The sequence below is a fragment of the Bradyrhizobium symbiodeficiens genome (assembly GCF_002266465.3).
Lineage (GTDB): Bacteria > Pseudomonadota > Alphaproteobacteria > Rhizobiales > Xanthobacteraceae > Bradyrhizobium > Bradyrhizobium symbiodeficiens.
Window position 1 is genome coordinate 5,021,843 of record NZ_CP029427.2, and the last position, 24,320, is coordinate 5,046,162.

Annotated in this window: 23 protein-coding genes; 7 read left to right on the forward strand and 16 right to left on the reverse strand. The window is 64.6% G+C overall.

All coding sequences use genetic code 11. The features are described 5' to 3' along the window. Positions 1 to 2 precede the first annotated feature (2 nt). Positions 3 to 1,397 carry a hypothetical protein gene (locus tag CIT39_RS23665; RefSeq protein WP_162308641.1) on the forward strand — a complete coding sequence of 465 codons (1,395 nt, stop codon included), beginning with the start codon at positions 3 to 5 and terminating at the stop codon, positions 1,395 to 1,397. Between the two features lie 80 nt (positions 1,398 to 1,477). Here the strand turns inward: CIT39_RS23665 and CIT39_RS23670 are convergent, their stop codons facing one another. Then, positions 1,478 to 1,837 (reverse strand): hypothetical protein, encoded by a 360-nt coding sequence (locus CIT39_RS23670; protein ID WP_162308916.1) that lies wholly within the window; start codon positions 1,835 to 1,837, stop codon positions 1,478 to 1,480. Between the two features lie 149 nt (positions 1,838 to 1,986). Here CIT39_RS23670 and CIT39_RS23675 point away from each other — a divergent pair, with 149 nt between their 5' ends. After that, complete coding sequence (locus CIT39_RS23675) at positions 1,987 to 2,370, forward strand: VOC family protein (protein WP_094972392.1); 384 nt, start codon at positions 1,987 to 1,989, stop codon at positions 2,368 to 2,370. Here CIT39_RS23675 and CIT39_RS23680 read toward each other — a convergent pair. Continuing rightward, positions 2,367 to 2,810 (reverse strand): RbsD/FucU family protein, encoded by a 444-nt coding sequence (locus tag CIT39_RS23680; protein WP_094972393.1) that lies wholly within the window; start codon positions 2,808 to 2,810, stop codon positions 2,367 to 2,369. The genes CIT39_RS23675 and CIT39_RS23680 overlap by 4 nt on opposite strands. A gap of 165 nt (positions 2,811 to 2,975) precedes the next feature. On the opposite strand from CIT39_RS23680, the gene CIT39_RS23685 reads away from it, so the two are divergent. Further along, positions 2,976 to 4,772 (forward strand): caspase family protein, encoded by a 1,797-nt coding sequence (locus CIT39_RS23685; RefSeq protein WP_162308642.1) that lies wholly within the window; start codon positions 2,976 to 2,978, stop codon positions 4,770 to 4,772. 277 nt (positions 4,773 to 5,049) lie between these two features. On the opposite strand, the gene CIT39_RS23690 is transcribed toward CIT39_RS23685, so the two are convergent. The 4 genes from CIT39_RS23690 to thiD all read right to left on the reverse strand — a co-directional run bounded on the left by CIT39_RS23690 (position 5,050) and on the right by thiD (position 9,132). Continuing rightward, positions 5,050 to 6,033 (reverse strand): threonine/serine dehydratase family protein, encoded by a 984-nt coding sequence (locus CIT39_RS23690; protein WP_094972395.1) that lies wholly within the window; start codon positions 6,031 to 6,033, stop codon positions 5,050 to 5,052. 50 nt (positions 6,034 to 6,083) lie between these two features. Then, complete coding sequence (locus tag CIT39_RS23695) at positions 6,084 to 7,127, reverse strand: glycosyltransferase family 4 protein (protein WP_094972396.1); 1,044 nt, start codon at positions 7,125 to 7,127, stop codon at positions 6,084 to 6,086. 13 nt (positions 7,128 to 7,140) lie between these two features. After that, positions 7,141 to 7,953, reverse strand: a complete 813-nt coding sequence (locus CIT39_RS23700; RefSeq protein ID WP_094972397.1) for a UDP-2,3-diacylglucosamine diphosphatase — start codon at positions 7,951 to 7,953, stop codon at positions 7,141 to 7,143. A gap of 378 nt (positions 7,954 to 8,331) precedes the next feature. Beyond that, complete coding sequence (gene thiD / locus CIT39_RS23705) at positions 8,332 to 9,132, reverse strand: bifunctional hydroxymethylpyrimidine kinase/phosphomethylpyrimidine kinase (RefSeq protein ID WP_094972398.1); 801 nt, start codon at positions 9,130 to 9,132, stop codon at positions 8,332 to 8,334. 131 nt (positions 9,133 to 9,263) lie between these two features. Between thiD and CIT39_RS23710 the strand changes: the two genes are divergently transcribed. Then, a complete protein-coding gene (locus CIT39_RS23710; protein WP_018317369.1) occupies positions 9,264 to 9,509 on the forward strand; it encodes an Lrp/AsnC ligand binding domain-containing protein in 246 nt (81 codons plus the stop codon). A 7-nt stretch (positions 9,510 to 9,516) separates the two neighbouring features. Here the strand turns inward: CIT39_RS23710 and CIT39_RS23715 are convergent, their stop codons facing one another. Next, a complete protein-coding gene (locus CIT39_RS23715; protein WP_094972399.1) occupies positions 9,517 to 10,443 on the reverse strand; it encodes a cytochrome c in 927 nt (308 codons plus the stop codon). Between the two features lie 155 nt (positions 10,444 to 10,598). On the opposite strand from CIT39_RS23715, the gene CIT39_RS23720 reads away from it, so the two are divergent. Continuing rightward, positions 10,599 to 11,015 (forward strand): CHRD domain-containing protein, encoded by a 417-nt coding sequence (locus tag CIT39_RS23720; protein ID WP_094972400.1) that lies wholly within the window; start codon positions 10,599 to 10,601, stop codon positions 11,013 to 11,015. A gap of 73 nt (positions 11,016 to 11,088) precedes the next feature. On the opposite strand, the gene CIT39_RS23725 is transcribed toward CIT39_RS23720, so the two are convergent. The 3 genes from CIT39_RS23725 to CIT39_RS23735 all read right to left on the reverse strand — a co-directional run bounded on the left by CIT39_RS23725 (position 11,089) and on the right by CIT39_RS23735 (position 15,578). Beyond that, complete coding sequence (locus CIT39_RS23725) at positions 11,089 to 12,372, reverse strand: cystathionine gamma-synthase family protein (RefSeq protein WP_094972401.1); 1,284 nt, start codon at positions 12,370 to 12,372, stop codon at positions 11,089 to 11,091. Between the two features lie 286 nt (positions 12,373 to 12,658). Then, positions 12,659 to 13,105, reverse strand: a complete 447-nt coding sequence (locus CIT39_RS23730; protein ID WP_094972402.1) for a c-type cytochrome — start codon at positions 13,103 to 13,105, stop codon at positions 12,659 to 12,661. 163 nt (positions 13,106 to 13,268) lie between these two features. After that, positions 13,269 to 15,578: a xanthine dehydrogenase family protein molybdopterin-binding subunit gene (locus CIT39_RS23735; protein WP_094972403.1), complete on the reverse strand. Its 2,310-nt coding sequence runs from the start codon at positions 15,576 to 15,578 to the stop codon at positions 13,269 to 13,271. Between the two features lie 249 nt (positions 15,579 to 15,827). Here CIT39_RS23735 and CIT39_RS23740 point away from each other — a divergent pair, with 249 nt between their 5' ends. Continuing rightward, the gene (locus CIT39_RS23740) at positions 15,828 to 15,992 is read left to right on the forward strand and encodes a DUF2934 domain-containing protein (protein WP_094972404.1); all 165 of its coding nucleotides are present in this window, start codon (positions 15,828 to 15,830) and stop codon (positions 15,990 to 15,992) included. An 88-nt stretch (positions 15,993 to 16,080) separates the two neighbouring features. Here the strand turns inward: CIT39_RS23740 and CIT39_RS23745 are convergent, their stop codons facing one another. The 6 genes from CIT39_RS23745 to CIT39_RS23770 form a co-directional block, all read right to left on the reverse strand. Then, positions 16,081 to 16,356, reverse strand: coding sequence for a YjiS-like domain-containing protein (locus CIT39_RS23745; protein ID WP_094972405.1), 276 nt, complete (start codon positions 16,354 to 16,356; stop codon positions 16,081 to 16,083). A gap of 258 nt (positions 16,357 to 16,614) precedes the next feature. Further along, complete coding sequence (gene murJ, locus CIT39_RS23750) at positions 16,615 to 18,141, reverse strand: murein biosynthesis integral membrane protein MurJ (RefSeq protein ID WP_094972406.1); 1,527 nt, start codon at positions 18,139 to 18,141, stop codon at positions 16,615 to 16,617. Between the two features lie 194 nt (positions 18,142 to 18,335). Continuing rightward, positions 18,336 to 19,487 carry a DegT/DnrJ/EryC1/StrS family aminotransferase gene (locus tag CIT39_RS23755; protein WP_162308917.1) on the reverse strand — a complete coding sequence of 384 codons (1,152 nt, stop codon included), beginning with the start codon at positions 19,485 to 19,487 and terminating at the stop codon, positions 18,336 to 18,338. Between the two features lie 51 nt (positions 19,488 to 19,538). Next, positions 19,539 to 20,543, reverse strand: a complete 1,005-nt coding sequence (locus CIT39_RS23760; protein ID WP_094972408.1) for a Gfo/Idh/MocA family protein — start codon at positions 20,541 to 20,543, stop codon at positions 19,539 to 19,541. 181 nt (positions 20,544 to 20,724) lie between these two features. Beyond that, on the reverse strand, positions 20,725 to 22,137 hold the full coding sequence (locus CIT39_RS23765; protein ID WP_162308643.1) for a mannose-1-phosphate guanylyltransferase/mannose-6-phosphate isomerase: 1,413 nt from the start codon (positions 22,135 to 22,137) through the stop codon (positions 20,725 to 20,727). Positions 22,138 to 22,144: 7 nt separating this feature from the next. Then, positions 22,145 to 23,134: an NAD-dependent epimerase gene (locus CIT39_RS23770; protein ID WP_094972410.1), complete on the reverse strand. Its 990-nt coding sequence runs from the start codon at positions 23,132 to 23,134 to the stop codon at positions 22,145 to 22,147. Between the two features lie 226 nt (positions 23,135 to 23,360). Here CIT39_RS23770 and CIT39_RS23775 point away from each other — a divergent pair, with 226 nt between their 5' ends. After that, on the forward strand, positions 23,361 to 24,320 hold the full coding sequence (locus tag CIT39_RS23775; RefSeq protein WP_094972411.1) for a lysylphosphatidylglycerol synthase transmembrane domain-containing protein: 960 nt from the start codon (positions 23,361 to 23,363) through the stop codon (positions 24,318 to 24,320).

Sequence of the window (24,320 nt, forward strand, 5' to 3'; positions counted from 1 at the left end):
CAATGGCCAACGAAGCATTCGCCCTTTCGCCCATGTCTGCCCGCGCGGCCGAGCCGAACGAGCAGGATTACGACGCGATCCGCGAAGCCTTCATGGAGACGGCGCGCGGCCGCTGGTTCCTCGGCGAATACGCCAGGCGCAACCGCAACGCCGACACGAGCATGGTGCTCGACGCGGTCGCGAAAATCGAAGAAACCCTTGCGGCGCAGCGACAACCCGTCGTCGAAGATCGTCTGCCCGAAGCCCTGGTCGAGATCCGCCGCGCGATCCACCAGGCCGAGACGAGCGCCATCGCCGCCTTCGATCCCACCGCGATCGAGGCGAGCCTCGCCGCGATCCCGCGCGGCGTGCGCATCATCAAGGAGATCTCCTGGCGCTGGCGCGAGATCGGCGCCGACGGGCGGATCTGCGACCTCATTGATTCGCAGCTCGCCTCGATCGAGGCCGCCTGCGGACAGATTTCGATCATCGACCCCCGCGTCGAGCTCAAGGCCGCATTCGATCTCTTGAGGGATCGGGTGGAGCAGACCGACGGCGGCGCAACGCCGCAGGCGGCGTCTCCCGCCCCGGCTCCGGTGCAGGAGGCGCCGTCAACAGCCGCCGAAGCTCCGCCTGCCGAAACCGTGTCCGTGGCGACGGCGAGCGAAGCACCCGTGGCTTTTACGGAGCCGTCGCAGGACATCGCGGAGGCTGCCGAGGCCGAAGCAGCCAGCGAGACGGTTGGCAGCGCCCAGACGTTCGCAATTGTCGAGCAGGCAATGAACGCGGCCATCGCGTCGGAGGTCGTTGCCGAGAGCCACATCGCTTCCGAGACTGTCGCGCTCGAAACGGAGATCGCCGAACCCGCCGCGCTTGCGCAAGCGACCGACGAATTTGCGCTCGATGCCACCGCGGAAGCCGAGGACGAAGCCATACTCGAGGCCATCGCGCTGGAGATGGCCGCGCCCGACCCCGAGTTCGACGAGATCACCGAGCCGGTCGAAATGGAAGCAGCCGTTCCGGAGCCGATGGTTGTGGAGGCCGCAGCACCCATTGCAGCCGAGATGCCGGAACCGATCGCACCAGAGCCGGCCGCCGCATCGGTGATGGAGGAGCCGGTCGAGGAAGCGCCGATCGCGATGGAATCGCTGGCGCGCCTCACCAACGCCATCGCGGAAGCCGCGGCCGAAGTGATGGAGCAGCCGGCCCCGGCCATGGCGGCCGCAGCATCGTTCGGCGCAGGCCCGACCGCGACGCTGCCGATGCCCTCGCCCTTGTCTGCTTCCCTGCCCGAGACCTCGCTCGGCGCCACCATCCTGGCCAGCGGTATCCTGCAAAAGCCCCGCGCGCCGGCCAACGATCCCCTCGCCCCGATCCGCCGCATGACCCAGGCCGAGAAGATCGCGTTCTTCTCGTAAGGGGGGCACGAGAGCGGGGAAGAGGCGCACACTCAATCGTCATTGCGAGCGCAGCGACGTGTGGCGCGGTCAGCGCCCTATCACCCGCAATTCCACACCGCTCCGATCGGCGTCCGTGTCCAGCACGGACCGAAGCTGCCGCCGTTGTAGCGGCCGCCGTTGAAGCCGGGGCGGCCGAAATAGTGCCACTCGCCGTCCCAGCGGTAATATTGCGGAACCGGATCGATGTACCAATGGCGGCGATCGTTGCGCGCCAGGCGCCGCATCGCGTCCTTCTGCTTGTAGAGCGGAATGCTGTTGCTCAGCGGCTGACGATAGCCCGGCAGGAAGCCGTAGCCCTTCCAGACCGGCTTGTGACGCTTTTGAGCGGGGTCAGCGGATGCGACGGCCGGCAGCAGCGACAGGATGACAGCAACGAATAGACACATGAAGCGCGACATGGAGAGACCATAGACAGTCAGTTCCCGCCGCGCCATTCAAATTCGAGTGCAGCACGTTTCGCCGCTTCTGCCGAGCAGCCGCTCTCGCTATGCTCGCAAGACGCAGCGTGAGCGCTACGCGAACCGCCCGCATGTTCCGGAGTCAACGAATGCCTGAAACGCCACGTGTCGGCGCCTTCGCCATCGTTCCCTGCAACGATCTTTCCGCTGCGATCCCATTCTGGGCACGGCTCGGCTTCGCGCGTACCGGCGGTGATGACGGCTACGTCATCGTGAGGGGCTGGGGATGCGAGGTGCATCTCACGCAGGCCGGCGATGGCCCATGGCGCGTGCCGGAGCACAATCCCTTTGGCATTTTCATTCGCACGCCCGAGGTCGAGGCCATTGCGGCGCGCGTGGATGACCTCGTCATCCGTCCCGGCGGCGTGCTGCGTCACCGCGAATGGGGCATGTATGAAGTCGGCATCAACGGCCCCGACGGCCTTCTCGTCCGGGTTGGCTGGCCCTCGGAGCTGATGCGCCAATCCGGCTAGCTGATCACGCCCTTCCTGATCAGGAAGCAGCCATAGCCTCGGCTGTCGCCGACCTGGACCACGCCAAAGCCCGCCGCCGCCGCGCGATAGAAATCCGCCCGCGCGAGCTTGCCGGGACTGACCGGGCTGCCGCTGGCGCGTTCGATCTCGGCGAGCACCGCGCGCTGCACGTCGGGCACGCGGTCGGGATCGTCGACCGGCGCCATCACGCGCACCGGGTCCGGATCGAAATCGTCGAGCGGGTAGACCGACATGATGGCGCGGACTGCCGTCTCCATCGTCAGGCCCGGCAGCTGGATCAGGCGCTGCGACGACGTCGAGCGGGCGATGTGCGTGGCCGGGTGGTTGGCGTCGACGACCACGAGATCATCGCCGTGACCCATGGAGGCCAACAGCCAGAGCAGGTCGGGCGTCAGGATCGGATCGATCAATTTCAGCATGTGACGGCAGTTCCCCTTATCGATCGCTAACCATAGCAGGTTCCGGGCGTGATTCAGATCACGCAAGACACCAGGGTGAGAGGGATCACGGACTTCGAGCTCGAACGCGGCGAAGCTCCTCGGCAACCAATCTCGTATCCGAGATCAGTGCCAAAGGAGCACGCCATGTTCCGCCTAAAGCCTTTGCTGATGACAGCCGGCCTCGTGGGAAGCCTGTTCGGCTTCGCCTGCGGCCCTGTTTCCGCGCAAGTCGCCCCGGTCCAGCCGGCCCCCACCGCGTTGCAAGGCCCGGAGCAGCGGGTGGCGCTGGTGATCGGCAATTCGAACTACCAGAACGCACCGCAGCTCGCCAATCCCGACAATGATGCCGAGTCGATGGCGAAGTTCCTGAACTCCGCCGGTTTCGAGGTGGTTGCCGCAACCGACCTGACCCAGAACGACATGCTGCGCGTGGTGCAGGACTTCTCCGCAAAAGTCTCCGCGCGCGGTCCGAATACGGTGGCGATGGTCTATTATGCCGGTCACGGCGTGCAGCTCGCCGGCGAGAACTATCTCGTTCCCGTCGACGCCAAGGTGTCGAGCCAGACCGAGCTCGTCAACAATTCGGTGCGCCTGGTCGACGTGATGTCGACGCTGGAGACGATCCCGAGCCGCATGCGCATCGTCGTTCTCGATGCGTGCCGCAACAACCCGTTCCCTGAAGTCAATGACGCCGGCCGCGGCCTCGCCATCGTCGATGCGCCGAACGGCTCGATCGTCGGTTACTCGACCGCGCCGGGCGCTGAAGCGCTCGACGGCACCGGCGGCCACAGCCCTTACACGCAAGCCTTCCTGAACGTCGCGCGCGAGCCCAACGTGCCGATCGAGCAGCTGTTCAAGCGCATCCGCCTGCAGGTAAACCAGTCCACCAGCGGCGCGCAGATCCCGTGGGAGAGCTCCTCGCTCACCTCGGACTTCACCTTCTTCGGCGACACTGCTGTCGCTGCCAACCGCGCGCCGGTGAATACGCCTGTGGTGCAGATGGCCTCCAACCTGCCGAGCCGCTCGACGCGTCAGGCCTATGACTACGTCGTGTCCGAAGGCCGGCCGGAATATTATCAGGAGTTCATCCGGATGTATCCGCACGACCCGCTGTGCGACCACGTTCGCTGGCTGCTCAACAACATCGTGCTCTCGCAGGCCTGGCACAAGGCGGTGCTCGTGAACTCGCCGCTCGGCTACAAGAGCTTCTATGACAGCTACGGCAACAGCCCCTATGCGCAGACGGCGCTGAAGCTCCAGGTGCAGCCGAAGCAGATCCCCCTGATGCAGGCGACCAAGTTCCTGGCCCCGCAGAACATTGCTCCGACCTTCAAGATCGGCAATCTCGGCCAACCGAAGTACATGCCGCTGCAGCAGGGTAACGGTGGTTCGCAGATGGGCGGCAATCTGCCGATCGTGCAGAAGCCGGTCGATGGCAACGTCATCGGCAAGCTCGGCACTGGCGGCAAAATCGTCAACCTGCCCTCTGGCAACAACAACCAGCCGAACCAGCAGAACGGCACGCCGTCGCAGATCCCGGGCAAGATCGTCACGCTGCCTGCGCCGACCAACACGACCACCAACAATGGCGGCATCGGCAAGATCGTGACGCTGCCGGCGACTAACAACAAGACGGACGGCGGCAACGCCAACGGCAAGCCGGGCAAGATCGTGAGCATGCCGGTTAATATCGGCAAGGGCGGCACGAAGGTCGGGACGAAGCCGATCAACGTTCAGACGCAGAACAACCCGATCCGTGTCAACAACGGCGCGAAGATCAACAACAACCCGGTGAACAAGGTGCAGGTGCAGAACAACAACCGCCCGCAGTTCAACACCACGAACCGCAACGTCAACAATGGCGGCAACAACTTCCGTCAGTCGATGAACCAGGCGCCCTCCATGGGCGGTGGCAACAACCATCGCGGCTTCATGCACTGATCGCGGTCGGCCACACAACGACAAAGGGGCAGAGCGGAAACGCTCTGCCCCTTCTTCATATCGAGGATAGATACGATCAGCTCGATCGCAGCCAGCCTTCACCATTGGAACCGCTGGAGCGCACGCCTCGTCCTTCGAGACGACCGCTGCGCGGTCTCCTCAGGATGAGGCTAATCAGCATCGGTGCCCGTTGAAACTGTCGCCGCGCACTCCGCCCTCATCCTGAGGAGCCCGCCAAAGCGGGCGTCTCGAAGGATGCGCCACGGGGAAACCGCTCTCAGGCCACCAGCTCAGAGAACAGATCCGCGTCGACATTGCCGCCGGAGAGCACGATCACGACGTTCTTCCCGGCGACATCGAGGCGGCCCGCAAGCAGCGCGGCAAGCCCCACCGCGCCGCCCGGCTCCACCACGAGCTTCAGCTCGCGATAGGCGAACGCGACGGCGGCGCCGACTTCCTTGTCCGACGCCGTGACGCCGCGCGCGAGCAGCTTGCTGTTGATCGCAAAGGTCATCTCGCCGGGGATCAGAGCCATCAGCGCATCGCAGATGGTGCGGCCCGCGGGGCCGTGCGGCTCGCGATGGCCGGCGGATAGCGAAATGCCGTGATCGTCGAACGCCTCGGGTTCGGCCACCACGATCTCGGCCAGCGGAAAGCGCGCCTTCACCGCCGTCGCCACGCCCGCAATCAGGCCGCCGCCCGAGGCCGGAGCCACCACGATGTCAGGACTGAGGCCGAGCGTTGCCATGTCCTCCGCGATCTCGCGGCCGGCGGTGCCCTGGCCTGCGATCACGAAGGGATCGTCGTAGGGCCTCACCAGCGTCGCGCCGCGCTTCTCGGCGATGCCACGCGAGATCGCCTCGCGATCGTCCTTGTCGCGATCATAGAGTACGACCTCGGCGCCGTAGGATTTGGTGCGCTCGCGCTTCGACAACGGCGCATCCGCAGGCATCACGATGGTTGCCTGCATGTCGAGGATCTTTGCCGCTGCCGCCACGCCCTGGGCGTGGTTGCCGGAGGAGAACGCGACGACGCCGCCGGCGCGCTTGTCCTGCGGGATCGAGAACACCTTGTTGAAGGCGCCGCGGAACTTGAAGGAGCCGGTGCGCTGGAGCATCTCCGGCTTCAGGAACACTTTTGCACCGACGCGCTCATTGAGCACAGGAAAGGACAACAGCGGGGTGCGGATGGCGTAGGGCGCGATCACGCGCGCTGCGGCGTCGATGTCGGCGGGGCCGATCGGGAGGAGCTGTTCGGTCATGTCAGACCTTATCGCGGCCGGTGAGGCCCGGGCAAGACACCTCCGCGAGATCAGGCGACGAAGCGTGGCTGTTCCGTCCCATTCCGGCCCGGCAGCACCGCGCCAACCGCCAGAATGCTGTCCACGAAAACCCGGGCCGAGGCCTCCCAGGTGTAACTGGCGGCGAATTCGACGCAGTCCTGCCGGGGGACGTCGAGCGCCGCAAAGCAGGCGGTGCGGAGGTCGTGATCCAGCGCGCCGACCGGCGCATCGCCGATCACGTCGCGGGGGCCCTTCACCGGAAAGGCCGCGACCGGCAGGCCGCTCGCGAGCGCTTCGAGCAGCACCAGGCCGAACGTGTCGGTCTTGCTGGGAAACACGAACACGTCGGCCGCCGCATAGATGTCGGCCAATTCCTCACCGTGCTTCTCGCCGAGGAAGATCGCGTCGGGATAGGCCTCTTCGAGCGAGGCGCGCGCGGGGCCGTCGCCGACGATCACCTTGGTCCCGGGCAGATCCAGATCGAGGAAGGCCTCGAGATTCTTTTCCACGGCGACGCGGCCGACCGACAGGAACACCGGCGCCGGCAGGCAGAGGTCGATGGCGCGGGGGTGGAATAGATGGGTGTCGACGCCGCGCGGCCACAGCACGACATTGTCGAAACCGCGCTCGGTCAGCTCGCTGGCGAGCGCAGGCGTCGCCGCCATCACGGCGCGGCTGGGCGCATGGAAGCGGCGCAGCGCGTGCCAGATCAGCGAGCCCGGCACCGGCACGCGGGCGCGGACATATTCGGGAAAGCGGGTGTGGAAGCTGGTCGTGAACGGCAGCTTGCGCTGGCGGCAATAGCGGCGGACCATCAGGCCGATCGGCCCTTCGGTCGCGATATGGATGCTGTCCGGTTGCGCCTCCGCGATCAGCTTCGCAATTCGCGCCGGGCGGGGCATCGCTAGGCGCACGTCGCGATAGCTCGGCATCGCAAAGGTTCGGAACGATTGCGGCGTCAGGAACTCGAATTCGACGCCGAGGCTTTTGCCGGCGTCGGCAAGCTTGGTCAGCGTCCGAACCACACCGTTCACTTGCGGGTGCCAGGCGTCGGTCGCGACCAGGATGCGCATCAGGCGGTCTCCGTCATGCAGCTCTGGCTGCGACCTGCGGGACGGCTGCCGGCTTCTGCAAATGATCCGCCCAGGTGATAATCTCGAAATGACCGTCGTCGTGCTCGACCAGCGCCGTGCAGCTCTCGACCCAGTCGCCGCAATTCATGTAGCGGATGCCGCCCTCGTCGCGGATCACGGCGTAGTGGATGTGGCCGCAGATCACGCCGTCGGCGTCGTAGCGTCGCGCCTCTGCGGCGAGCGCCTGCTCGAACGCGCCGATGTAATTGACGGCGTTCTTGACCTTCTGCTTGGCCCATTGCGACAGCGACCAATAGGGCACCTTGAACAGGCGGCGGAAAAAGTTGACGAAGCGATTCATCTGGATCGCGAAGTCGTAGGCCTTGTCGCCGAGATGGGCGAGCCAGCGCGCGTTCTGCACTACGAGATCGAAGATGTCGCCGTGGATGACGAGATAGCGCTTGCCGTCCACGCCGGTGTGGACGGTGTTCTCGACCACGTCGATGCCGCCGAAATGCGTGCCGTAATAGTTGCGCAGGAACTCGTCGTGATTGCCGGGGATGTAGACGATCTTGGCGCCCTTGCGCGCCTTGCGCAGCAGCTTCTGCACCAGGTCGTTGTGGGATTGCGGCCAGTTCCAGCTCGATTTCAGCGCCCAGCCATCGACGATGTCGCCGACCAGATAGATCGTGTCGGCATCATGGTAGCGCAGGAAGTCGAGCAGAAGATCGGCTTGAGAACCGCGGGCTCCGAGATGAACGTCGGAGATGAACAACGTGCGAAAGCGCCGCTCCGGGCTCTCGTCACTCACATCGTAACTTCCCATGCGCCAGCCTGTAACAAATGTCCCGTGACAGGGGGATGACAGATTGAACCCTTGAGGCACCTTCAGATACGAATCAAACCTTGCCTCGCCCTCCCCGCGAATATCAGTCGCATGCGACAATCAGGCGACATGGCGCCGCAGGGGGGCTCCAGGGCGCACCTTTTCACGAATGTCGCTTTGCACAGCTGAGCGCACGCCGCGTCCTTCGAGACGACCGCTTCGCGGTCTCCTCAGGATGAAGCTAAGCAGCACCGGTTTCTGTGAAACTGCGGCCGCACATTCCGTCCTCATCCTGAGGGCCCGCCAACGGCGGGCGTCTCGAAGGATGACAGCTGGCGAAATTGCTTCCGCGGAAGCTCCGCGTCAGTAAAATCCGCGTCAGTAAAACTTGTGGAAATGATGGATCGGGCCGTGGCCGTGGCCGACGCTGAAGCGGTCGGCGGCTGCGATGGCCGCGCTGATCCAGGCCTTCGCGTTGCGTACGGCAGGCTCCAGACCCTCGCCCTTGGCCAGCCCCGCCGCGACCGCCGAGGACAGCGAGCAACCGGTGCCGTGGGTGTTGCGCGTGGCAACACGCGGCGCCGCGAGCGCGATCGTGCCTTCGGACGTGACGAGATAGTCGGTGCTCTCTCCGCCCTCGCCGTGGCCACCCTTGATCAGGACCGCGCGGCAGCCGAGCGCCAGCAGGCGATGCCCCTGGCTTTCGATCTCGGCCTCGCTCACCGCGATCTCCTCGTCGAGCAAAGCTGCGGCCTCCGGCAGATTCGGCGTGATCACTGAGGCCATCGGTATCAGCCTTGTGCGCAGGGCATCGACGGCCTCGGATGCGAGCAAGCGGTCGCCGGAGGTCGCCACCATCACGGGATCGAGCACGACATGCTTCGGCTTCCAGCGCGACAGCGCGGCCGCGATCGCATCGATGCTGGCGACCTGGGCGACCATGCCGATTTTCACCGCGCCGACGTCGAGATCGGAGAACACCGCATCGATCTGCGCGGTGACGAATTCGGCCGGCACCGCCTGAATGCCGGTGACGCCGCGCGTGTTCTGCGCCGTCAACGCCGTGATGGCGGAGGCGCCATAGACGCCCAGCGCGGCAAAGGTCTTCAGGTCGGCCTGGATGCCGGCCCCGCCGCTCGAATCGGAGCCGGCGATGGTGAGTGCGACCGGGGTCGTCATGGGCAGATTTTCAGCGTTTTCGGGACCATGGTCCGTCCTACCGCGCGCGCCGGGTGACAAGCAAGTTCGCTTGCTAATTCCGGCCGGTTTTGGCCTATTAGCCGGAAGAATACGCTTTCGGAGTGCCCGCGATGGTTCCTTTTTTCGTCCAGATCAAATGCAAGCTCGGCCAGTCCTATACGGTCGCCAACGCGCTTGCCGAAGCCGAGATCGCGTCCGAAATCTACTCCACGGCCGGCCAATACGACCTTCTCGTGAAGTTCTACGTCGACAAGGACACCGACATCGGCCATTTCGTCAACGAGAAGGTGCAGGTGCTGCCGGGCATCCAGGACACCCTCACCATCATCACCTTCAAGGCGTTCGGCGCCAGCTAGCCCGCAGCTAGCCGGCGTCCTTGCGCTTTGGCCGCGGCGGACCGTCCACCGGCGGCAGCGATTTGAGGTAGTCCGCCATCGCCGCAAGATCCGCGTCGGACAATTGCGAGGTGTTCTTGATCACACGCGTCATCGCGCCGCCGACGCTGTCGCCGTCGGGCAATTCGCCGGTCTTGAGGAAATAGGCGATATCCTTCGCGCTCCACTCGCCGAGGCGCTTCTGCGTGATGTTGGGCACCCAGCCCTCGCCTTCCGGATTCGGCCCGCCGGCAAAGCGCTGGCTCGAGATGATGCCGCCGAGTGCATTGCGCGGGCTGTGGCATTCGGCGCAATGGCCAAAACTGTTGACGAGATAGGCGCCACGATTGAATTGCGGCGACCTGGTGCCGTCGGCGACAAAAGGCTTGTCGTCCATAAACAGCAATTTCCAGATGCCGATGTTGCGGCGGATGTTGAAGGGAAAGCCGACGTCGTGGTCACGTACCTTGCCGGTCACGGGCGGAAGCGTCTTCAGATAAGCGAAGAGATCGAGCACGTCCTCGCGCCTGGCATGCTGGTACGATGTATAGGGAAACGCGGGAAAATAATGCTGCCCGCCCGGCGAAACCCCGCGCATCACCGCGTTGACGAAGTCGGCGTCGGTCCATTCGCCGATGCCGTCGTTCGGATCGGGGGAGATGTTCGGCGCGTAGAACGTTCCGAACGGCGACTTGATCGCGACGCCGCCGCCGAGCCTGACACGATCGGGCTGGTTGGGCGTGGCATGGCAGGACGCGCAGCCCCCGGCGTTGAACATCGCCTCACCGTTGGCAAGGTTTGCCACATGGGCCGGCGCTTTGCCCACGGCTGCCACCACCGGCGCGCTGAGCCACCAATAGACGCCGGCAGCAATGGCCGCGGCGAGCAGCCCTGCGAGAATTGTTCGTTGCAACATGCCGATCCATTCACTCGTCGCGGCTAACCTAAGACCGATGTCGTCGCGGCTCCAGCCACGAAGAATTTAGCCCGCCCTGGCCGAAAACGGGAATAAACTGAAATGCCGGCTGTTGGAAGTTTGGCAGCCCGAACGGGTTCAACAGGGAGAATGCCATGAACAAGACCGTCATTGCCGCCGTAGCGCTCGGTGCCGTTGCTTTTGTGAGCCCGGCCAGCGCCGAAAAGCTGAAAGCAACGCTCGACGGCAAGTCCGAAGTGCCGGCAACGACCAGCAGCGGCACCGGAACCGCCGATCTGAACTATGATGCCGCCAGCAAGAAGCTGTCCTGGACCGTCACCTATTCCGGGCTCTCCGGACCCGCCACCGCCGCGCATTTCCACGGGCCTGCCGAGGTTGGCAAGAACGCCGGCGTGGCCGTTGCGATCCCGAATGCGGCCGCAAGCCCGGTCAAGGGCGAGGCGACCCTCACCGATGCGCAGGCCGCGGACCTGCTCGGAGGCAAGTACTACATCAACATCCACACCGCGGCCAATCCGGGCGGCGAGATCCGCGGTCAGGTGACGAAGTAAGCCGCAACGCTGCTTCCTTGCGTGTAAGGCCCGGCGCAGGAGGGGGCGTCCGGCCTTTTCGATTCGATCGCGCCTAAGCCGCGTTCAGCGCCTGCGCGAGATCGGCGATCAGATCGGAGGGGTTCTCGATGCCGATCGACAGCCGGATCGTGGAATCGAGCACGCCGATTTTTCGGCGGATGTCGGCGGGAACGCCGGAATGCGTCATGGTCGCGGGCAGGCTCGCGAGCGACTCGGTGCCACCGAGGCTTACCGCCAGCTTGATGATCTGCAGCGCATTGAGGAATTTGACCGCAGCGTCCTTGCCGCCGACGATGTCGAACGAGAAGGTCGATCCCGCCCCCTGGCATTGCCGCGCGAACACACGGCCCGCGGGTGATGCCCCCTCGTGATGACCGAGATAATGGACCTTGGCGACCTTGGGATGATCGCGCAGGAAGTCCGCAACGAGGCGCGCATTGCTGTTGGCCTTCTCCATGCGCAGGCTCAGTGTCTCGAGCGAGCGGCTGATCATCCAGCAGGAATGCGGATCGAGCTGGGTGCCGATGGCGCCGCGCAGCGCCTTGATGCCTTTCATGATCGCCTTCGAGCCGAGCGCTGCACCCGCGATCAGGTCGGAGTGGCCTCCGACATATTTCGTCAGCGAATACAGCGACAGGTCCGCGCCGTGCTCGATCGGCCGCTGAAACACCGGCCCGAGTAGCGTATTGTCGCAGGCGATGATCGGCGTGTCGCCTTGCGCCTTTCCGATGGAATCGGCGATGCGGCGGATCATGGCGACATCGACCAGGCCGTTGGTCGGGTTGGCCGGGGTTTCGATCAGGATCATCGAAACACGGCCCTTGGCCATGGCCTCGTCCGCCGCCTGCTTGACGGCCGCTTCGTCAATCCCGTCAGCGAAGCCGACGGCGCCGATCGACAGACGCGCCAGGGTGTTGGTCAGCAGCGTTTCCGTCCCGCCATAGAGCGGCTGTGAATGCAGGATGACGTCGCCGGGGCGGACAAAAGCCAGGATCGTGGTCGCGATCGCCGCCATGCCGGATGAGAACAGCCCGCAGCTCTCGGTACGCTCGTAGATCGCGAGCCTGTCCTCGACGATCTCGCTGTTGGGGTGATTGAAGCGCGAATAGACCAGCCCCGCGCCCATACCTTCCGGCGGCTCGCGCCGGCCGGCGACGAAATCGAAGAAGTCCTGGCCGTCATCAGCCGTCTTGAACACGAAGGTGGACGTCAGGAACACCGGCGGCTTGATGGCGCCTTCCGACAGCTGCGGATCATAGCCATAGGTCAGCATCAGCGTTTCCGGATGCAGCATGTGATTGCCGATATGCGTTTTCGACGGGAACGGTTTGACCATGGCCTGTCTCGCTGTTGATTGGGATCCTCGCCGCGCGCTGGAACTCCTGATGTCATGGCGCAGTCGGGAATGAGATGCGCCGACTCGCATCAACGTCACGGCCGTTGGTGCAAAGATAACCGTTCCGACAGCGATCCGTCAGACCTTGCGGATAGAAAAAGGGCGGCTGCTTTCGCAACCGCCCCTTTTGATTCCAGTAGCCCGGATGAGCGCAGCGACATCCGGGACAGACTATCGGCTGGACTCCCCGGATATCGCTGCGCTCATCCGGGCTACGAATCCCGCCTCAGCCGTTCTTGACGCGATAGGTCTCGTGGCAGCCGCCGCACTCCTTGCCGACGGCGGGGAAATTCGCCTTGAGCGAATCCAGGTCCTTGATCTTGCCCTTGGACTCGCTGACGACCTTGGCGAAGCTTGCGACCTTGGCGTCGAAGCCGGCCTTGTCCTCCCAGACCTTCGGCGAGGCGCTGTAGTCGCCGTCGAGCTTCACGCCCTTGGCGCTGGCCGGAAACAGGTTCGGCAGCTTCTTGGCGGTGTCCTCGAACTGCGCCAGCGCGCTGTCCACCGTGGCCTGGTCGTAAGGCTTCTCGCCCTTGATCATCGCCGACACCGCGCCGGCGTTCTTGCCGTTGCCCTTCATGAGGGCCTGAACCTCCTTGACGGAGTCTTGTTGTGCCCAAACGGCGCCCATCCCGAGCAGCAGTGCGCCCCCAACAACCAATACTCGCTTCATTCGCAAAATCCCTTTCCTGATGCAGGATCGTGCCGACCCCTCATGGGCCAACACCGTTTGACAGATTTCATTCCATTCCGAGCGCGACGATAAATCGTCGCACTCCGGTAATGGTTTGGGCAAACGTGTCCGGCGTTTGCCTCCATTCCAAATTGGCTTGATATTACAGGCTGTGACGGCGGTGGTGCTCGTTGATGGCGATCCACACCCGCTCAGGCGTTGCCGGCATGTCGATGTGGTCGATCTTGTACTCGCGCCAGAGCGCGTCAACGATGGCGTTGACGATGGCCGGACAGGAGCCGATCGCGCCGGCCTCGCCTGCCCCCTTCACGCCCATCGGATTGGTCTTGCAGGGGACGTTGGCGGTCTCGAACACGAAGGCCGGCCCGTCCGCCGCCCGCGGCAACGCGTAGTCCATGAAGGTCGCGGTGATCAGCTGGCCGTCATTGGGCCCGTAGACCACCTGCTCCATCAGGGCCTGGCCGATGCCCTGCATGGCACCGCCATGCACCTGGCCGGCGAGAAGCAGCGGATTGAGCGTCTTGCCGAAATCGTCGACGATCACGTAGTTGACGATCTTGATGATGCCGGTGGCCGGATCGATCTCGACCTCCGCGACATGGGTGCCGTTCGGATAGGTGCCGTCAGCGCTGGCAAAGGTCGCGCTGGCATTGAGCTTCGACGGATCCGCGCCCGGCCGCTTGGCGAGATCGGCGAACGAGATCGAACGGTCGGTGCCGGCGATCCGCACCACGCCTTCCGAGATCTCGAGGTCGCCTGCGCCGGCTTCCAGCGCCTGCGCCGCGATCTCCTTCAGCTTCTGGCCGAGCTCGCGCGTGGCGCGCTCGACGCTGACGCCGCCTGAGGGAATCGAGGCCGAGCCGCCGGTGCCGAGGCCGGTCTTGATCTCGTCGGTGTCGCCCTGGTGGACGTGGACGCGCTCCGGCGCCACGCCGAACTGCTCGGCGACGATCTGTGCATAGGCGGTCTGATGGCCCTGCCCGCTCGACTGCGTGCCGATCAGGACGGTGATGTCACCATTGGGGTCCATCCGCACATTGGCGGTCTCCTCACCCATGGTGCCGCACACCTCGACATAGCTTGCGAGGCCAATGCCGCGGATCAGGCCGTGCTTCTTGGCCGCCTTGGCGCGCTTAGCAAATTCCTTCCACTCGGCGATCTCCATCGCGCGCTTCAGATGCGCGGCGAAATCGCCGGAATCGTAGACCTTGCCAGTAGCCGTCTTGTACGGCAGCGCCTTCGGCGGAATGAAGTTCTTACGGCGGACGGCATCCGGCGTCATATCGAGCTTGCGCGCGCAGGCGTCGACGAGGCGCTCGATGACGTAGGCCGCTTCAGGACGGCCTGCGCCGCGATAGGCGTCGACCGGCACACTGTTGGTGAAGACGGTGCGGACCCGGCAGTGGAACGCCTGGATGTCGTAGAGGCCCGGCAGCATGCCGGCGCCGCCATGGGGAATGTAGGGCCCGAAGGTCGACAGATACGCGCCCATGTCGCCCATCAGGTCGCAATCCATCGCGAGGAATTTGCCGTCCTCGGCGAGCGCCATCTTCGCGGTGGTGACGTTGTCGCGGCCCTGCGCGTCGCCCATGAAATGCTCGGTGCGGTCGGCGGCCCATTTCACCGTTTTCTTCAGTTGCTTCGCAGCGACCGCCACCAAGGCGTATTCCCGATAGGGAAACAACTTCGTGCCGAACCCGCCGCCGACATCGGGGCAGATCACCCGCATCTTCTCGGTCGGGATCTTGAGCACGTTCTGGCACAGGATGTCGCGCAGCCGATGGCTGCCCTGGCTGCCGATCGTCAGCGTCAGGTGATCGTTTTTGGCATCGTATTCGCAGACCGCGGCGCGGGTCTCCATGAAGCTTGCGACCACGCGCGGATTGACGATGGCGATTTCGGCGACGGTATGCGCCTTGGCGAACGCGGCCTCGGTCGCTTTCTTGTCGCCGATCGAGACATCAAACAGCACATTGCCGGGTTTGTCCGGCCAGACCAAGGCTGCGCCCTTCTTCACGGCGTTGACGAGGCCGGTCACGGCCGGCAGCGGGCTCCATTTGACCTCGATTGCCTCGATCGCGTCACGGGCCTGGTCGATGGTCTCGGCGACGACGAAGGCGACGGCATCGCCGACATGGCGCACCTCGTCCTTGGCCAGGATCGGGTATGGCGGGCCGGTGAAGGGATCGGTCTCGAGGTTGAACAGGCAGGGCAGATTGCCGAGGTCCTTGACGTCGTCGGCGGTCAGGATCAGCGCGACCCCGGGAAGCCCGCGGGCGCGGCTCACATCGATGGTATATTTGGCATGCGCGTGCGGCGAGCGCAGCATCAGGCAGCGGAGCGCAGCCTGCGGCGCATAATCGTCGGTATAGCGGCCCTTGCCGCGGATGAGCGCGTCATCCTCCTTGCGCAGCACGCTTTGGCCAACGCCGAACTTGATGGGAGCCGCCATTTGATTGTCCCGTTCTCATGGTTGTTTTGTGGGCATATTGCCGTGGAAAAACTGGCAACGCAAACGGGTTTGTCGGTGCCGGACATGCCCCTTGGGCGTGGCTCCTTCCCGAGACCGCCGCGCAGGAACAATCCTCCAGGCCAAGCTTTGTGTTGCGGAGACAGAATCCGGAGCGGGACAGTCGCCAGCGCGGCCATACGGCGTAATGCCCGTGCGGCCGCGTTACCCTTTCAATCAACGAGTGGACCCATGCCGAGCCCGACCCAAGAGCAGATCAGTATTCGCGCACATGAATTGTGGGAGGCCGCCGGACACCCCGAGGGCCGCGAGGACGAGTTCTGGCACGAAGCCGAACGCGAATTGAAGAACGACAGCACCAATCAAGACGAGAAGTCCGAGACGTTTCTCGAGTAGCAGGCTGGGCCAAAGAGAAGCCTGAGACAAGCGGCCTCGCCGACGCCGCTTGCGTCAAAGCGCATCTCCATCGCGCGTGGTTGATCGTCTACATTCCACCGCGGTTCAAAAGATACCGCGTGCGATCTCGCAGCCTATCGATGGCACGTTCAGGCGCGATGCAGTCGATCTCGCCGCGCGTCAGGCCGATATCCATCAGCTCCCTGTCGCTGAGACCCTGCAAGGTCACCCGCGAGCGCGGGCGCCACTCCTGAAACGCACGCCAGTATCGCCTAAGCAGGCTCAGGACGATGGAAAGGTCGACGCGAAGTCTCGCGGCATCACGCTCCATCGCAGCTGTGATGTCGGTCTGTTGGGGTGGCATCGGACGCTCCTGCTGTTGAGCCGGCAGGGAGCGTGGCCAAACAAAAGGCCCCGTCCGATGCCGGCGGGGCCTGGTGGAAAAGATGTCGTCGAAATCCTAGCGCACGACTCCTCCCACGGCCCAGCCGAAGCGGGTCATGTGGTTGCGGTTGAGTTTGCGCGAGCATTTAATCATGCCGCCTCGGTAACACGGCGATCGCGCAAAATCAAGAGATGTGCGAATGTCGGGTGCAGCCTTGAGGCGAACGCCCCCGCTCGGTTAGCCACGCACCAGCGAGACAAGCCACTTTCGCCCAAACAACACGAGGATCGCGAGCGCGTAGACGATGGTGCCGCCAAGCGCCAGCAGCCCCAACATCACTTCGTCCCGGAAGTGCATCGCACCCAGCCAAGAGCCACTGAAGCGCGCGATCAGCCAGAACGTCACCGCCAGAATGATCCCGGTCAGCAGGAATTTGGCGAGCGACATCAGCCAGGCGCGGTCCAGCACGAGAAAGTCGCGGCGCACCGCGAAGAACAGCACCAGCAGCAGATTGGTCCAGACGCCGACGGCGGTTGCGAGCGCGAGGCCGATCTGGGCGAGCGATCCCATCAGGGCGATCTTCAGCGCGACGTTGACGGCGATGCCGGTCAGCGACGCCCGCACCGGCGTTGCCGTATCCTTGCGGGCATAGAAAGTCGCGACCGCGCTGCGGATCAGCACGAAGGGGATCAGGCCGATCGCATAGGCCGCGAGCGTGCCGCCGGCGGCGGCGGCATCGGCCTTGGAGAACGCGCCGCGGGCGAACAGCGCGCGCATGATCTCGTCGGGCACGGTGAGAAAAGCCGCGACGAACGGGATCGAGAACAGCAGCGTGAAATCGAAGGCGCGGCGCTGCGCCTTCATCGCGCCGTCATGGTCGTTCGCCGTGATCCGTTTCGACATCTCCGGCAGCAACACCGTGCCGATCGCGATGCCGATGACGCCGATCGGGAGCTGGTTGAGGCGGTCGGCATAATACAGCGCCGAGAGCGCGCCAGCGGGAAGGAAGGTCGCAATGATGGTGTCGGCGAACAGCGCGACCTGCGTGCCCATCGAACCCAGCGTCGCGGGGCCGAGTGCCTTGAAGAAACCGCGGACGTCTTCGTCGAGCTTCAGCGGCGCAAAGCGCGGCAAGCCGCCATGGCGGGCGAGATCGCCGGCCAACAGGAAATATTGCAGGAAGCCCGAGATCAGCACGCCCCAGGCGGCGGCGTGGCCCGCGGTCGGAAACCAGACGGCAACCGCCAGCGTCATCATCATCGCGACGTTGAGGAAGATCGACGCAGCCGCGGCGCTGGCAAAGCGCTGCATCACGTTGAGCATGCCGCCATAGAGCGTCACCAGCGTGATCAGGAGCAGATAGGGAAAGGTGATCCGGGTCAGTTCGATCGCGAGCTTGCGCTGCTCGGGTTCGTCACCGAAGCCGGGGGCCAGAATGCTCATGGCCTGCGGCATGAACAGCCAGGCAACGATCAGCAACACCACCTGCGAGGCCAGCAGCAGCGTGAAGATGCGGTCGGCGAACAGATGTGCCGCCGCCTCCCCCTTTTCGCCATGGACGTGGGCATAGGCCGGCACCCAGGCGGCGTTGAAGGCGCCCTCGGCGAAGATCGCGCGGAAATGATTGGGCAGCCGCAGCGCCACGAAGAAGGCGTCGGCCACGGGGCCGGCGCCGAGGATCGCCGCGAGCATGATGTCGCGGGCAAACCCCGTCAGCCGCGAGAGCAGCGTGTAACCACCGACCGTGAAGATGCGTCCGAGCATGCGTCTGTTTTAGAGCATGGCGCGATTAGGTCTAGGTGAAAGCGGCGGCGGAAGTGCGCGCCAGGAGCGCCGGCAGTCTCCACAGCGTCGTGGCCGGGCTTGTCCCGGCCATCCACGCCTGGCCGCACACTCAAAGAACGTGGATGCCCGGGACAAGCCCGGGCATGACGACTAGCGCAGCAAGAACGATGAAATCACCCCGCCAGCGCACCTTGCACGGCGGCGATGATTCGCTCCTGATCGGCTTCGGTCAGATAGGCGTGCATCGGCAGGCTGATGACGTCCTGCGACAGGCTCTCGCAACCCGGCAGGCCGCCCTCGGCGACCGGATATTGCTTGTAGGCGGTCTGCTGATGCATCGACTTGCCGTAATAGATCGCGGTCGGCACGCCCTGGGCCTTCAGCGCGGCAGCGAAGCCGTCGCGGTCGGTGCCCTCAGGCAGACGGATGGTGTATTGCGCCCAGACCGAGGTATTGCCGGGCGCCAGGCGCGGCACGGCGACGACATTGGACAGGCCGCGGGCATAGCGTTCCGCAACCTTGTTGCGGGCGGCGATCTCGTCGTCGAAGATTTTCAGCTTCTCGAGCAGGATCGCGGCCTGCATGGTGTCGAGCCGGCCGGTGAGGCCGAGGCGGACGTTGTCGTATTTGTCGACGCCCTGCCCGTGCACGCGGATGCTGCGCAGTGTCGCCGCGAGTTCGTCGTCATCGGTGAAGATCGCGCCGCCGTCGCCGAAGCAGCCAAGCGGCTTGGCCGGGAAGAAGCTGGTCGCGGTGGCGAGCCCGAAGGTACCGAGCTTGCGGCCCTTGTAGCTCGCGCCAAAGCCCTGCGCAGCGTCATCGAGCACGAACAGGCCCTCGGCCCTGGCGATCTCCGCGATCGCATCGTGATCGGCGGGCTGGCCGAACAGGTCGACCGGAATGACCGCGACCGGCTTGAGGCCGGCCTTGCGCGCCGTTGCGATGCCGCGCTTGAGCGACTCCGGACTCATGTTGAAGGTGGTCTCGTCGACGTCCACGTAAACCGGCGTCGCGCCGGTCCGCGCCACCGGCGAGGCCGTCGCGATGAAGGTGAAGGACGGACACAGCACGGCATCGCCGGGCCCGACGTTCTTCGCCATCATCACCATCAGGATCGCATCGGTGCCGCTGGCGCAGCCGATCACGTGCTTGGCACCGCTATAGGCCGCGAGCTGCTTCTCGAGCTCGGCGACTTCAGGACCATTGACGAACTGGCAATGGTCCATCACGCGCTTGACCGCGGCATCCAGCGAAGCGCCGAGCCGGCGGCGCTGCGAGGCGACGTCGATGAAGGGAATGGGTTCGGAACGCAGATGCTGGTTCATAGTCTGGTTCTTGGCGCCTTGCTGGTTTTGAACGGTCGACATGGAAAGGGATCAGCCGGCGACGCGGCGCGGGCCCTTGAGGGCGGGCGATTTGGCCGCGGGCCGTGACGGCGTCTCCAGGCACTGCGTCGCGATCTCGAGGCTGGCAACGCCTTCGTCGCCCGTGACTGCCGGCGTTTCGCCGTTGCGCACCGCCTTGAGGAACGCGATCAGCTCGGCGCGGAGCGGCTCGTCATGGCCGACCGGCAGATGCCGCATCGAATAGCTGCCGTCAGGCTTGAAGCCGAAGCATTCGGTGACCTGGCGCGTCAAGAGATCGCCCATCACGTATTTGCCGCGGGTCGCGACCGTGACGCTGCGCGCCTTGAACGGCGTCAGCCAGTTGGTGTTGATGTGCGCGAGCACGCCGTTGGCGGTGCGGAACTGCAACAGCGCGATGTCCTCGCGCTCGGCGACCGCGCTCGACAATTGCGGCTGCACCTCGACGATGTCGGATTCGGTGAACCAGCGGATCAGATCGATGTCGTGCACGGCGAGGTCGATGACGACGCCGACATTGGACATGCGCGGCGGGAACGGGCCGACACGCGTGATCGCGATGGAGAGAATGTCCTCACCCGCGATCGCCTGCTTGACGGCGACGACCGCCGGATTGAAGCGCTCGACATGGCCGACCATCAGCGTGACGCCGGCCTCGTGCGCGGCAGCGACGATCTCGCGGCCCTCCTCCACGGTGGACGCGATCGGCTTCTCGACCAGAACATGGATGTTCTTGGCGATGCAGGCGAGCGCGACTTCGTGATGGAGATGGGTCGGAGCTGCGATGGTGACGGCGTCGACGCCTTCGGCGAGCAGCTGGTCGAGCGTCTCGAAGCTTGCGCAATTGGCCAGTTCCGTCGCACGCGTGCGATGTGCCGGCGAAGGATCGACGACGCCGACGAGGCTGACGCCGGGGAGACCCGCAAGCACGCGCGCGTGGTTGCTCCCCATCACGCCAGCGCCAATGACGCCGACGCGCAAGCCGGCCTTTGCCGGTGCAGACCCTTTGGAACTCATCTGAGCAAACCCCGATTCAACGCAAATCCCCGGCGCGCTTCTAGCACGGGCGCCACATTTGTGGCGAATGCCGCCTTGGCGGCCCGGACACGATTTGATTCAAAAAGTTACACGTTCCCCGGGCCTTAAGCCGAAAAATATCGCCTGTTCGGCCCGGGTCGCGTGATTCGGAGTTTGCTGGTTACGACCTTTGATAGTCGTCTTCAATCCGGATGATGTCGTCTTCCCCGAGATAACTTCCAGTCTGGACCTCGATGAGTTCCAGCATGATTTTACCGGGGTTCTCCATCCGATGGACGGCGCCCATCGGGATGTAGATCGATTCGTTCTCGTGCACGGCCTTCACCGTCTCGTTGACGGTGACGCGAGCCGTGCCGCGGACGACGATCCAGTGCTCGGCGCGATGATGGTGCTTCTGCAGCGACAGCCGCCCGCCCGGCTTCACCACGATGCGCTTGACCTGGTGGCGCTCGCCATTGTCGACCGACTGGTAGCTGCCCCAGGGGCGGTGCACCTTCAGATGCTCCTCGGTGACCTTCGGCGCGACCGCCTTCAGCTTCGTCACGAGACGCTTCAGGCCGTTGGCATCTTTCTGGCGCGAGACCAACACCGCATCCGCGGTCGCGACCACGACGAGATCATCGACGCCTTCGAGCGCGACCAGCGCGGAATCGGTGGTGACGTTACAATTGCGGGAATCCTCGAACACGGCGCTACCGTGCGACGCGTTGCCCTGCGCGTCCTTGTCCGACAATTCCCACACCGCGTGCCAGGAGCCGACGTCGGACCAGCCGCACGACACCGGTACGACCGCTGCGCGCGAGGTCTTCTCCATCACCGCATAGTCGATCGAGATCGCCTTCGCGGCGCCGAATGCCTCGGGCTCCAGCGTGAGGAAGCCGAGATCGCGACCGGCATTGTTGACCGCGCTGGTGATAGTCTCGACGCTCGCTGCATCGACCTTGCGATATTCGTCGAGCAGCACGCTCGCCGGGAACATGAAGTTGCCGCTGTTCCAGAGATAGCCCGAATTGACGTAGTCGGCCGCCTTCACCGCGTCCGGCTTCTCGACGAAGCGCGCGACCGCGTGCACCTCGCCGGAGATCACCTCACCCGGGTTGATATAGCCGTATTCGGTCGCCGGCCGCTCCGGCTTGACGCCGAAGGTGACGATGCGCCCCGCATTCGCAGCAACGAGGCCTTCGCGGCACGCGGCGACAAAGGCGGCATTGTCCTGCACGACGTGATCGGCGGCGAGCGCAAGCACGATGGCGTCGCTGGCGCGGTTCTGCGCGAACACCGCACCGGCCGCGATCGCCGGTCCGGAATCGCGCCGCATCGGCTCCAGGATCACGTCGGCCTCGATGCCGATCTCGGCGAGCTGCTCCAGCACCATGAAGCGATAGGACGCGTTGGTGATGACGATGGGCCGGTCGAACAGGGAGGGATCGGAGACGCGCAGCAGCGTGTCCTGGAACGTCGAGCGCGTGCCGAACAGCGGCAGGAACTGTTTTGGCCGCACCTCGCGCGAAGCCGGCCATAGCCGCGTGCCGGCGCCGCCGCACATGATCAGGGGGATAATGCGTTTGTCCATCGTCATCTCAAACCTTGAAGTAGTCCCGATACCAGGTGACAAAATTGTGGATCCCATGCTCGATCGGCGTTGACGGTGCAAAGCCGGTGTCGCGCATCAGGTCCTCGACATCCGCGAACGTTTCCAGCACATCTCCCGGCTGCATCGGCAGCAATTCTTTGATCGCCGTCCGGCCCAGCTCCCGCTCCAGAAGACCGACGACGTGCATCAGTTCCTCCGGATGGTGATTGCCGACATTGTAGAGCTTAAACGGCGCATTTGCGGCAGCCGGATCGTCCGCAGGCACAAGATCGATCAGCTTGGATACTACACGCGTGACATCATCGACATAGGTGAAGTCGCGGCGCATTCGCCCATGGTTAAACAGCCGGATCGGCTTGCCCGCCATGATGGCGTTTACGAACAGAAACATGGCCATGTCGGGCCGTCCCCATGGCCCGTAAATGGTAAAGAAGCGCAGGCCCGTGACCGGCAGGCGATAGAGATGGCTGTAGGACTGCGCCATCACCTCGTTCGCCTTCTTGGTCGCGGCGTAGAAGCTCACGGGATGATCGGTGCGGTCCGCAACCGCAAATGGCATTTTTGTGTTGGCGCCGTAAACGGAGGATGACGAGGCGTAGACGAGATGACGACAGCCGCTGTTGCGGCAGCCCTCGAGCACGTTGAGAAAGCCTACCAGGTTGGAATCGACATAGGCGTGCGGCTGCTCGATCGAGTAGCGCACGCCGGCCTGCGCCGCCAGATGCACGACCTCGGTGAAACGATGCCGCGCAAACAACGCCGCCATCGTCTCGCGGTCGGCAAGATCGGCCTCGACGAAGGAGAAACGAGGGTCGCCCTGCAACAGCGCCAGGCGCGCCCGCTTCAGCGCCGGATCGTAATAGGCGTTGAGATTGTCGAGCCCGACGACGGATCGGCCTTCGCCCAGGAGCTGCCGGGCGACGTGAAAGCCGATGAAGCCGGCGGCCCCGGTGACCAAAATCGCCTGATCCGTCATCCTGTTCCCCGGAGATCCCCTCGCCCGATCCTGTTTAGCCGTCCGTTCGAGGGGGTCGCAATAGGGCCCGCGTCTCGAGCGCTCCATAACGCCCCCCACGAGGGCTCACGAGGACCTCTCACGACGGCTATTGCAAGATCGGCGCCAAAACCATACCAAAGCGGCCGAATTCGGCGCTCGCGTCGGGTTGCCTCAAATCTTCGCAAACCCAGTTCATGCGGGCGAGATGCGCCGAATCCTGCTGTCGACGGCCAAAATCCTGATTTCCGTGGCGCTGCTCTATCTGGCGCTGCGCAAGGTCGATCTGTCCGAATTGTTTTCGCGCTTCACCGTGACCAGCCTGTTCTGGATCGGAGCCGCGATCGCCATCACTTTCCTGCAGATCTTCGTCGGCGTGCTGCGCTGGCGCGAGATCAGCGCCGTCTGCGGCGCGCCGCTCGAGCTCGGCCGCGCCATGCGCTACAACGTGATCGGCTCTTTCTTCAACCAGACCCTGCCGTCGGCGATCGGCGGCGACGCGGTCCGGCTGTGGCTGGTCGCGCGCGCCGGCGCCGGCTGGCGTGCGGCGACCTACTCGATCTTCGTCGACCGCGCGATCGGCTTGATCGCGCTTGCGATTCTCATCGTCGCGAGCCTGCCCTGGAGCTACACCCTCATCACCGATCCGCACGGGCGCTCGGCGCTGCTGCTCATCGATCTCCTGGCGCTCGCCGGCGGCCTGGGCTTCCTGGTTTTCGGCGCGCTGAAATGGCGCTGGCTGAAGACTTGGTGGGCCACGCATCACATTCACGCCTGTGCCGTGATCGCAAACCGCGTGATCTTCAGCCGCAGCCGCGGACCGATCATCGCAATCCTGTCGGTGCTCGTTCACGTGCTCGCCGTCGTCATCGCCTGGTGCGTCGTACAGTCGATCGCGGCCCCGGTCCGCTTCAGCGACGTCTTCCTGCTGGTGCCGCCCGTGATGCTGATCACGATGATGCCGATCTCGATCGCCGGCTGGGGCGTGCGTGAAGCCACGATGGGCCTGGCGTTCGGCTTCGCCGGACTTGCCGCCAACGAGGGCGTCAACGTATCGCTGCTGTTCGGCGCCGTGTCCTTCATCGTCGGCGCGTTCGGCGGCCTGGTCTGGATCCTCAGCGCGGAGAAAGCCGCGCAGGGGTCGGCGCCGATCGGAGTGCCGGAGTGA

Coding starts and splice junctions, on each gene's coding strand:
- thiD (WP_094972398.1), bottom strand. CDS start 9,132: ATGACGACCCCGGTCGCACTCACCATCGCCGGCTCCGATTCGAGCGGC.
- CIT39_RS23665 (WP_162308641.1), top strand. CDS start 3: ATGGCCAACGAAGCATTCGCCCTTTCGCCCATGTCTGCCCGCGCGGCC.
- CIT39_RS23670 (WP_162308916.1), bottom strand. CDS start 1,837: ATGTCGCGCTTCATGTGTCTATTCGTTGCTGTCATCCTGTCGCTGCTG.
- CIT39_RS23720 (WP_094972400.1), top strand. CDS start 10,599: ATGAACAAGACCGTCATTGCCGCCGTAGCGCTCGGTGCCGTTGCTTTT.
- CIT39_RS23725 (WP_094972401.1), bottom strand. CDS start 12,372: ATGGTCAAACCGTTCCCGTCGAAAACGCATATCGGCAATCACATGCTG.
- CIT39_RS23770 (WP_094972410.1), bottom strand. CDS start 23,134: ATGACGGATCAGGCGATTTTGGTCACCGGGGCCGCCGGCTTCATCGGC.
- CIT39_RS23760 (WP_094972408.1), bottom strand. CDS start 20,543: ATGAGTTCCAAAGGGTCTGCACCGGCAAAGGCCGGCTTGCGCGTCGGC.
- CIT39_RS23690 (WP_094972395.1), bottom strand. CDS start 6,033: ATGACCGAACAGCTCCTCCCGATCGGCCCCGCCGACATCGACGCCGCA.
- CIT39_RS23730 (WP_094972402.1), bottom strand. CDS start 13,105: ATGAAGCGAGTATTGGTTGTTGGGGGCGCACTGCTGCTCGGGATGGGC.
- CIT39_RS23755 (WP_162308917.1), bottom strand. CDS start 19,487: ATGAACCAGCATCTGCGTTCCGAACCCATTCCCTTCATCGACGTCGCC.
- CIT39_RS23765 (WP_162308643.1), bottom strand. CDS start 22,137: ATGGACAAACGCATTATCCCCCTGATCATGTGCGGCGGCGCCGGCACG.
- CIT39_RS23775 (WP_094972411.1), top strand. CDS start 23,361: ATGCGCCGAATCCTGCTGTCGACGGCCAAAATCCTGATTTCCGTGGCG.
- CIT39_RS23700 (WP_094972397.1), bottom strand. CDS start 7,953: ATGGGAAGTTACGATGTGAGTGACGAGAGCCCGGAGCGGCGCTTTCGC.
- CIT39_RS23735 (WP_094972403.1), bottom strand. CDS start 15,578: ATGGCGGCTCCCATCAAGTTCGGCGTTGGCCAAAGCGTGCTGCGCAAG.
- CIT39_RS23675 (WP_094972392.1), top strand. CDS start 1,987: ATGCCTGAAACGCCACGTGTCGGCGCCTTCGCCATCGTTCCCTGCAAC.
- CIT39_RS23740 (WP_094972404.1), top strand. CDS start 15,828: ATGCCGAGCCCGACCCAAGAGCAGATCAGTATTCGCGCACATGAATTG.
- CIT39_RS23685 (WP_162308642.1), top strand. CDS start 2,976: ATGTTCCGCCTAAAGCCTTTGCTGATGACAGCCGGCCTCGTGGGAAGC.
- CIT39_RS23695 (WP_094972396.1), bottom strand. CDS start 7,127: ATGCGCATCCTGGTCGCGACCGACGCCTGGCACCCGCAAGTGAACGGT.
- CIT39_RS23680 (WP_094972393.1), bottom strand. CDS start 2,810: ATGCTGAAATTGATCGATCCGATCCTGACGCCCGACCTGCTCTGGCTG.
- murJ (WP_094972406.1), bottom strand. CDS start 18,141: ATGCTCGGACGCATCTTCACGGTCGGTGGTTACACGCTGCTCTCGCGG.
- CIT39_RS23745 (WP_094972405.1), bottom strand. CDS start 16,356: ATGCCACCCCAACAGACCGACATCACAGCTGCGATGGAGCGTGATGCC.
- CIT39_RS23710 (WP_018317369.1), top strand. CDS start 9,264: ATGGTTCCTTTTTTCGTCCAGATCAAATGCAAGCTCGGCCAGTCCTAT.
- CIT39_RS23715 (WP_094972399.1), bottom strand. CDS start 10,443: ATGTTGCAACGAACAATTCTCGCAGGGCTGCTCGCCGCGGCCATTGCT.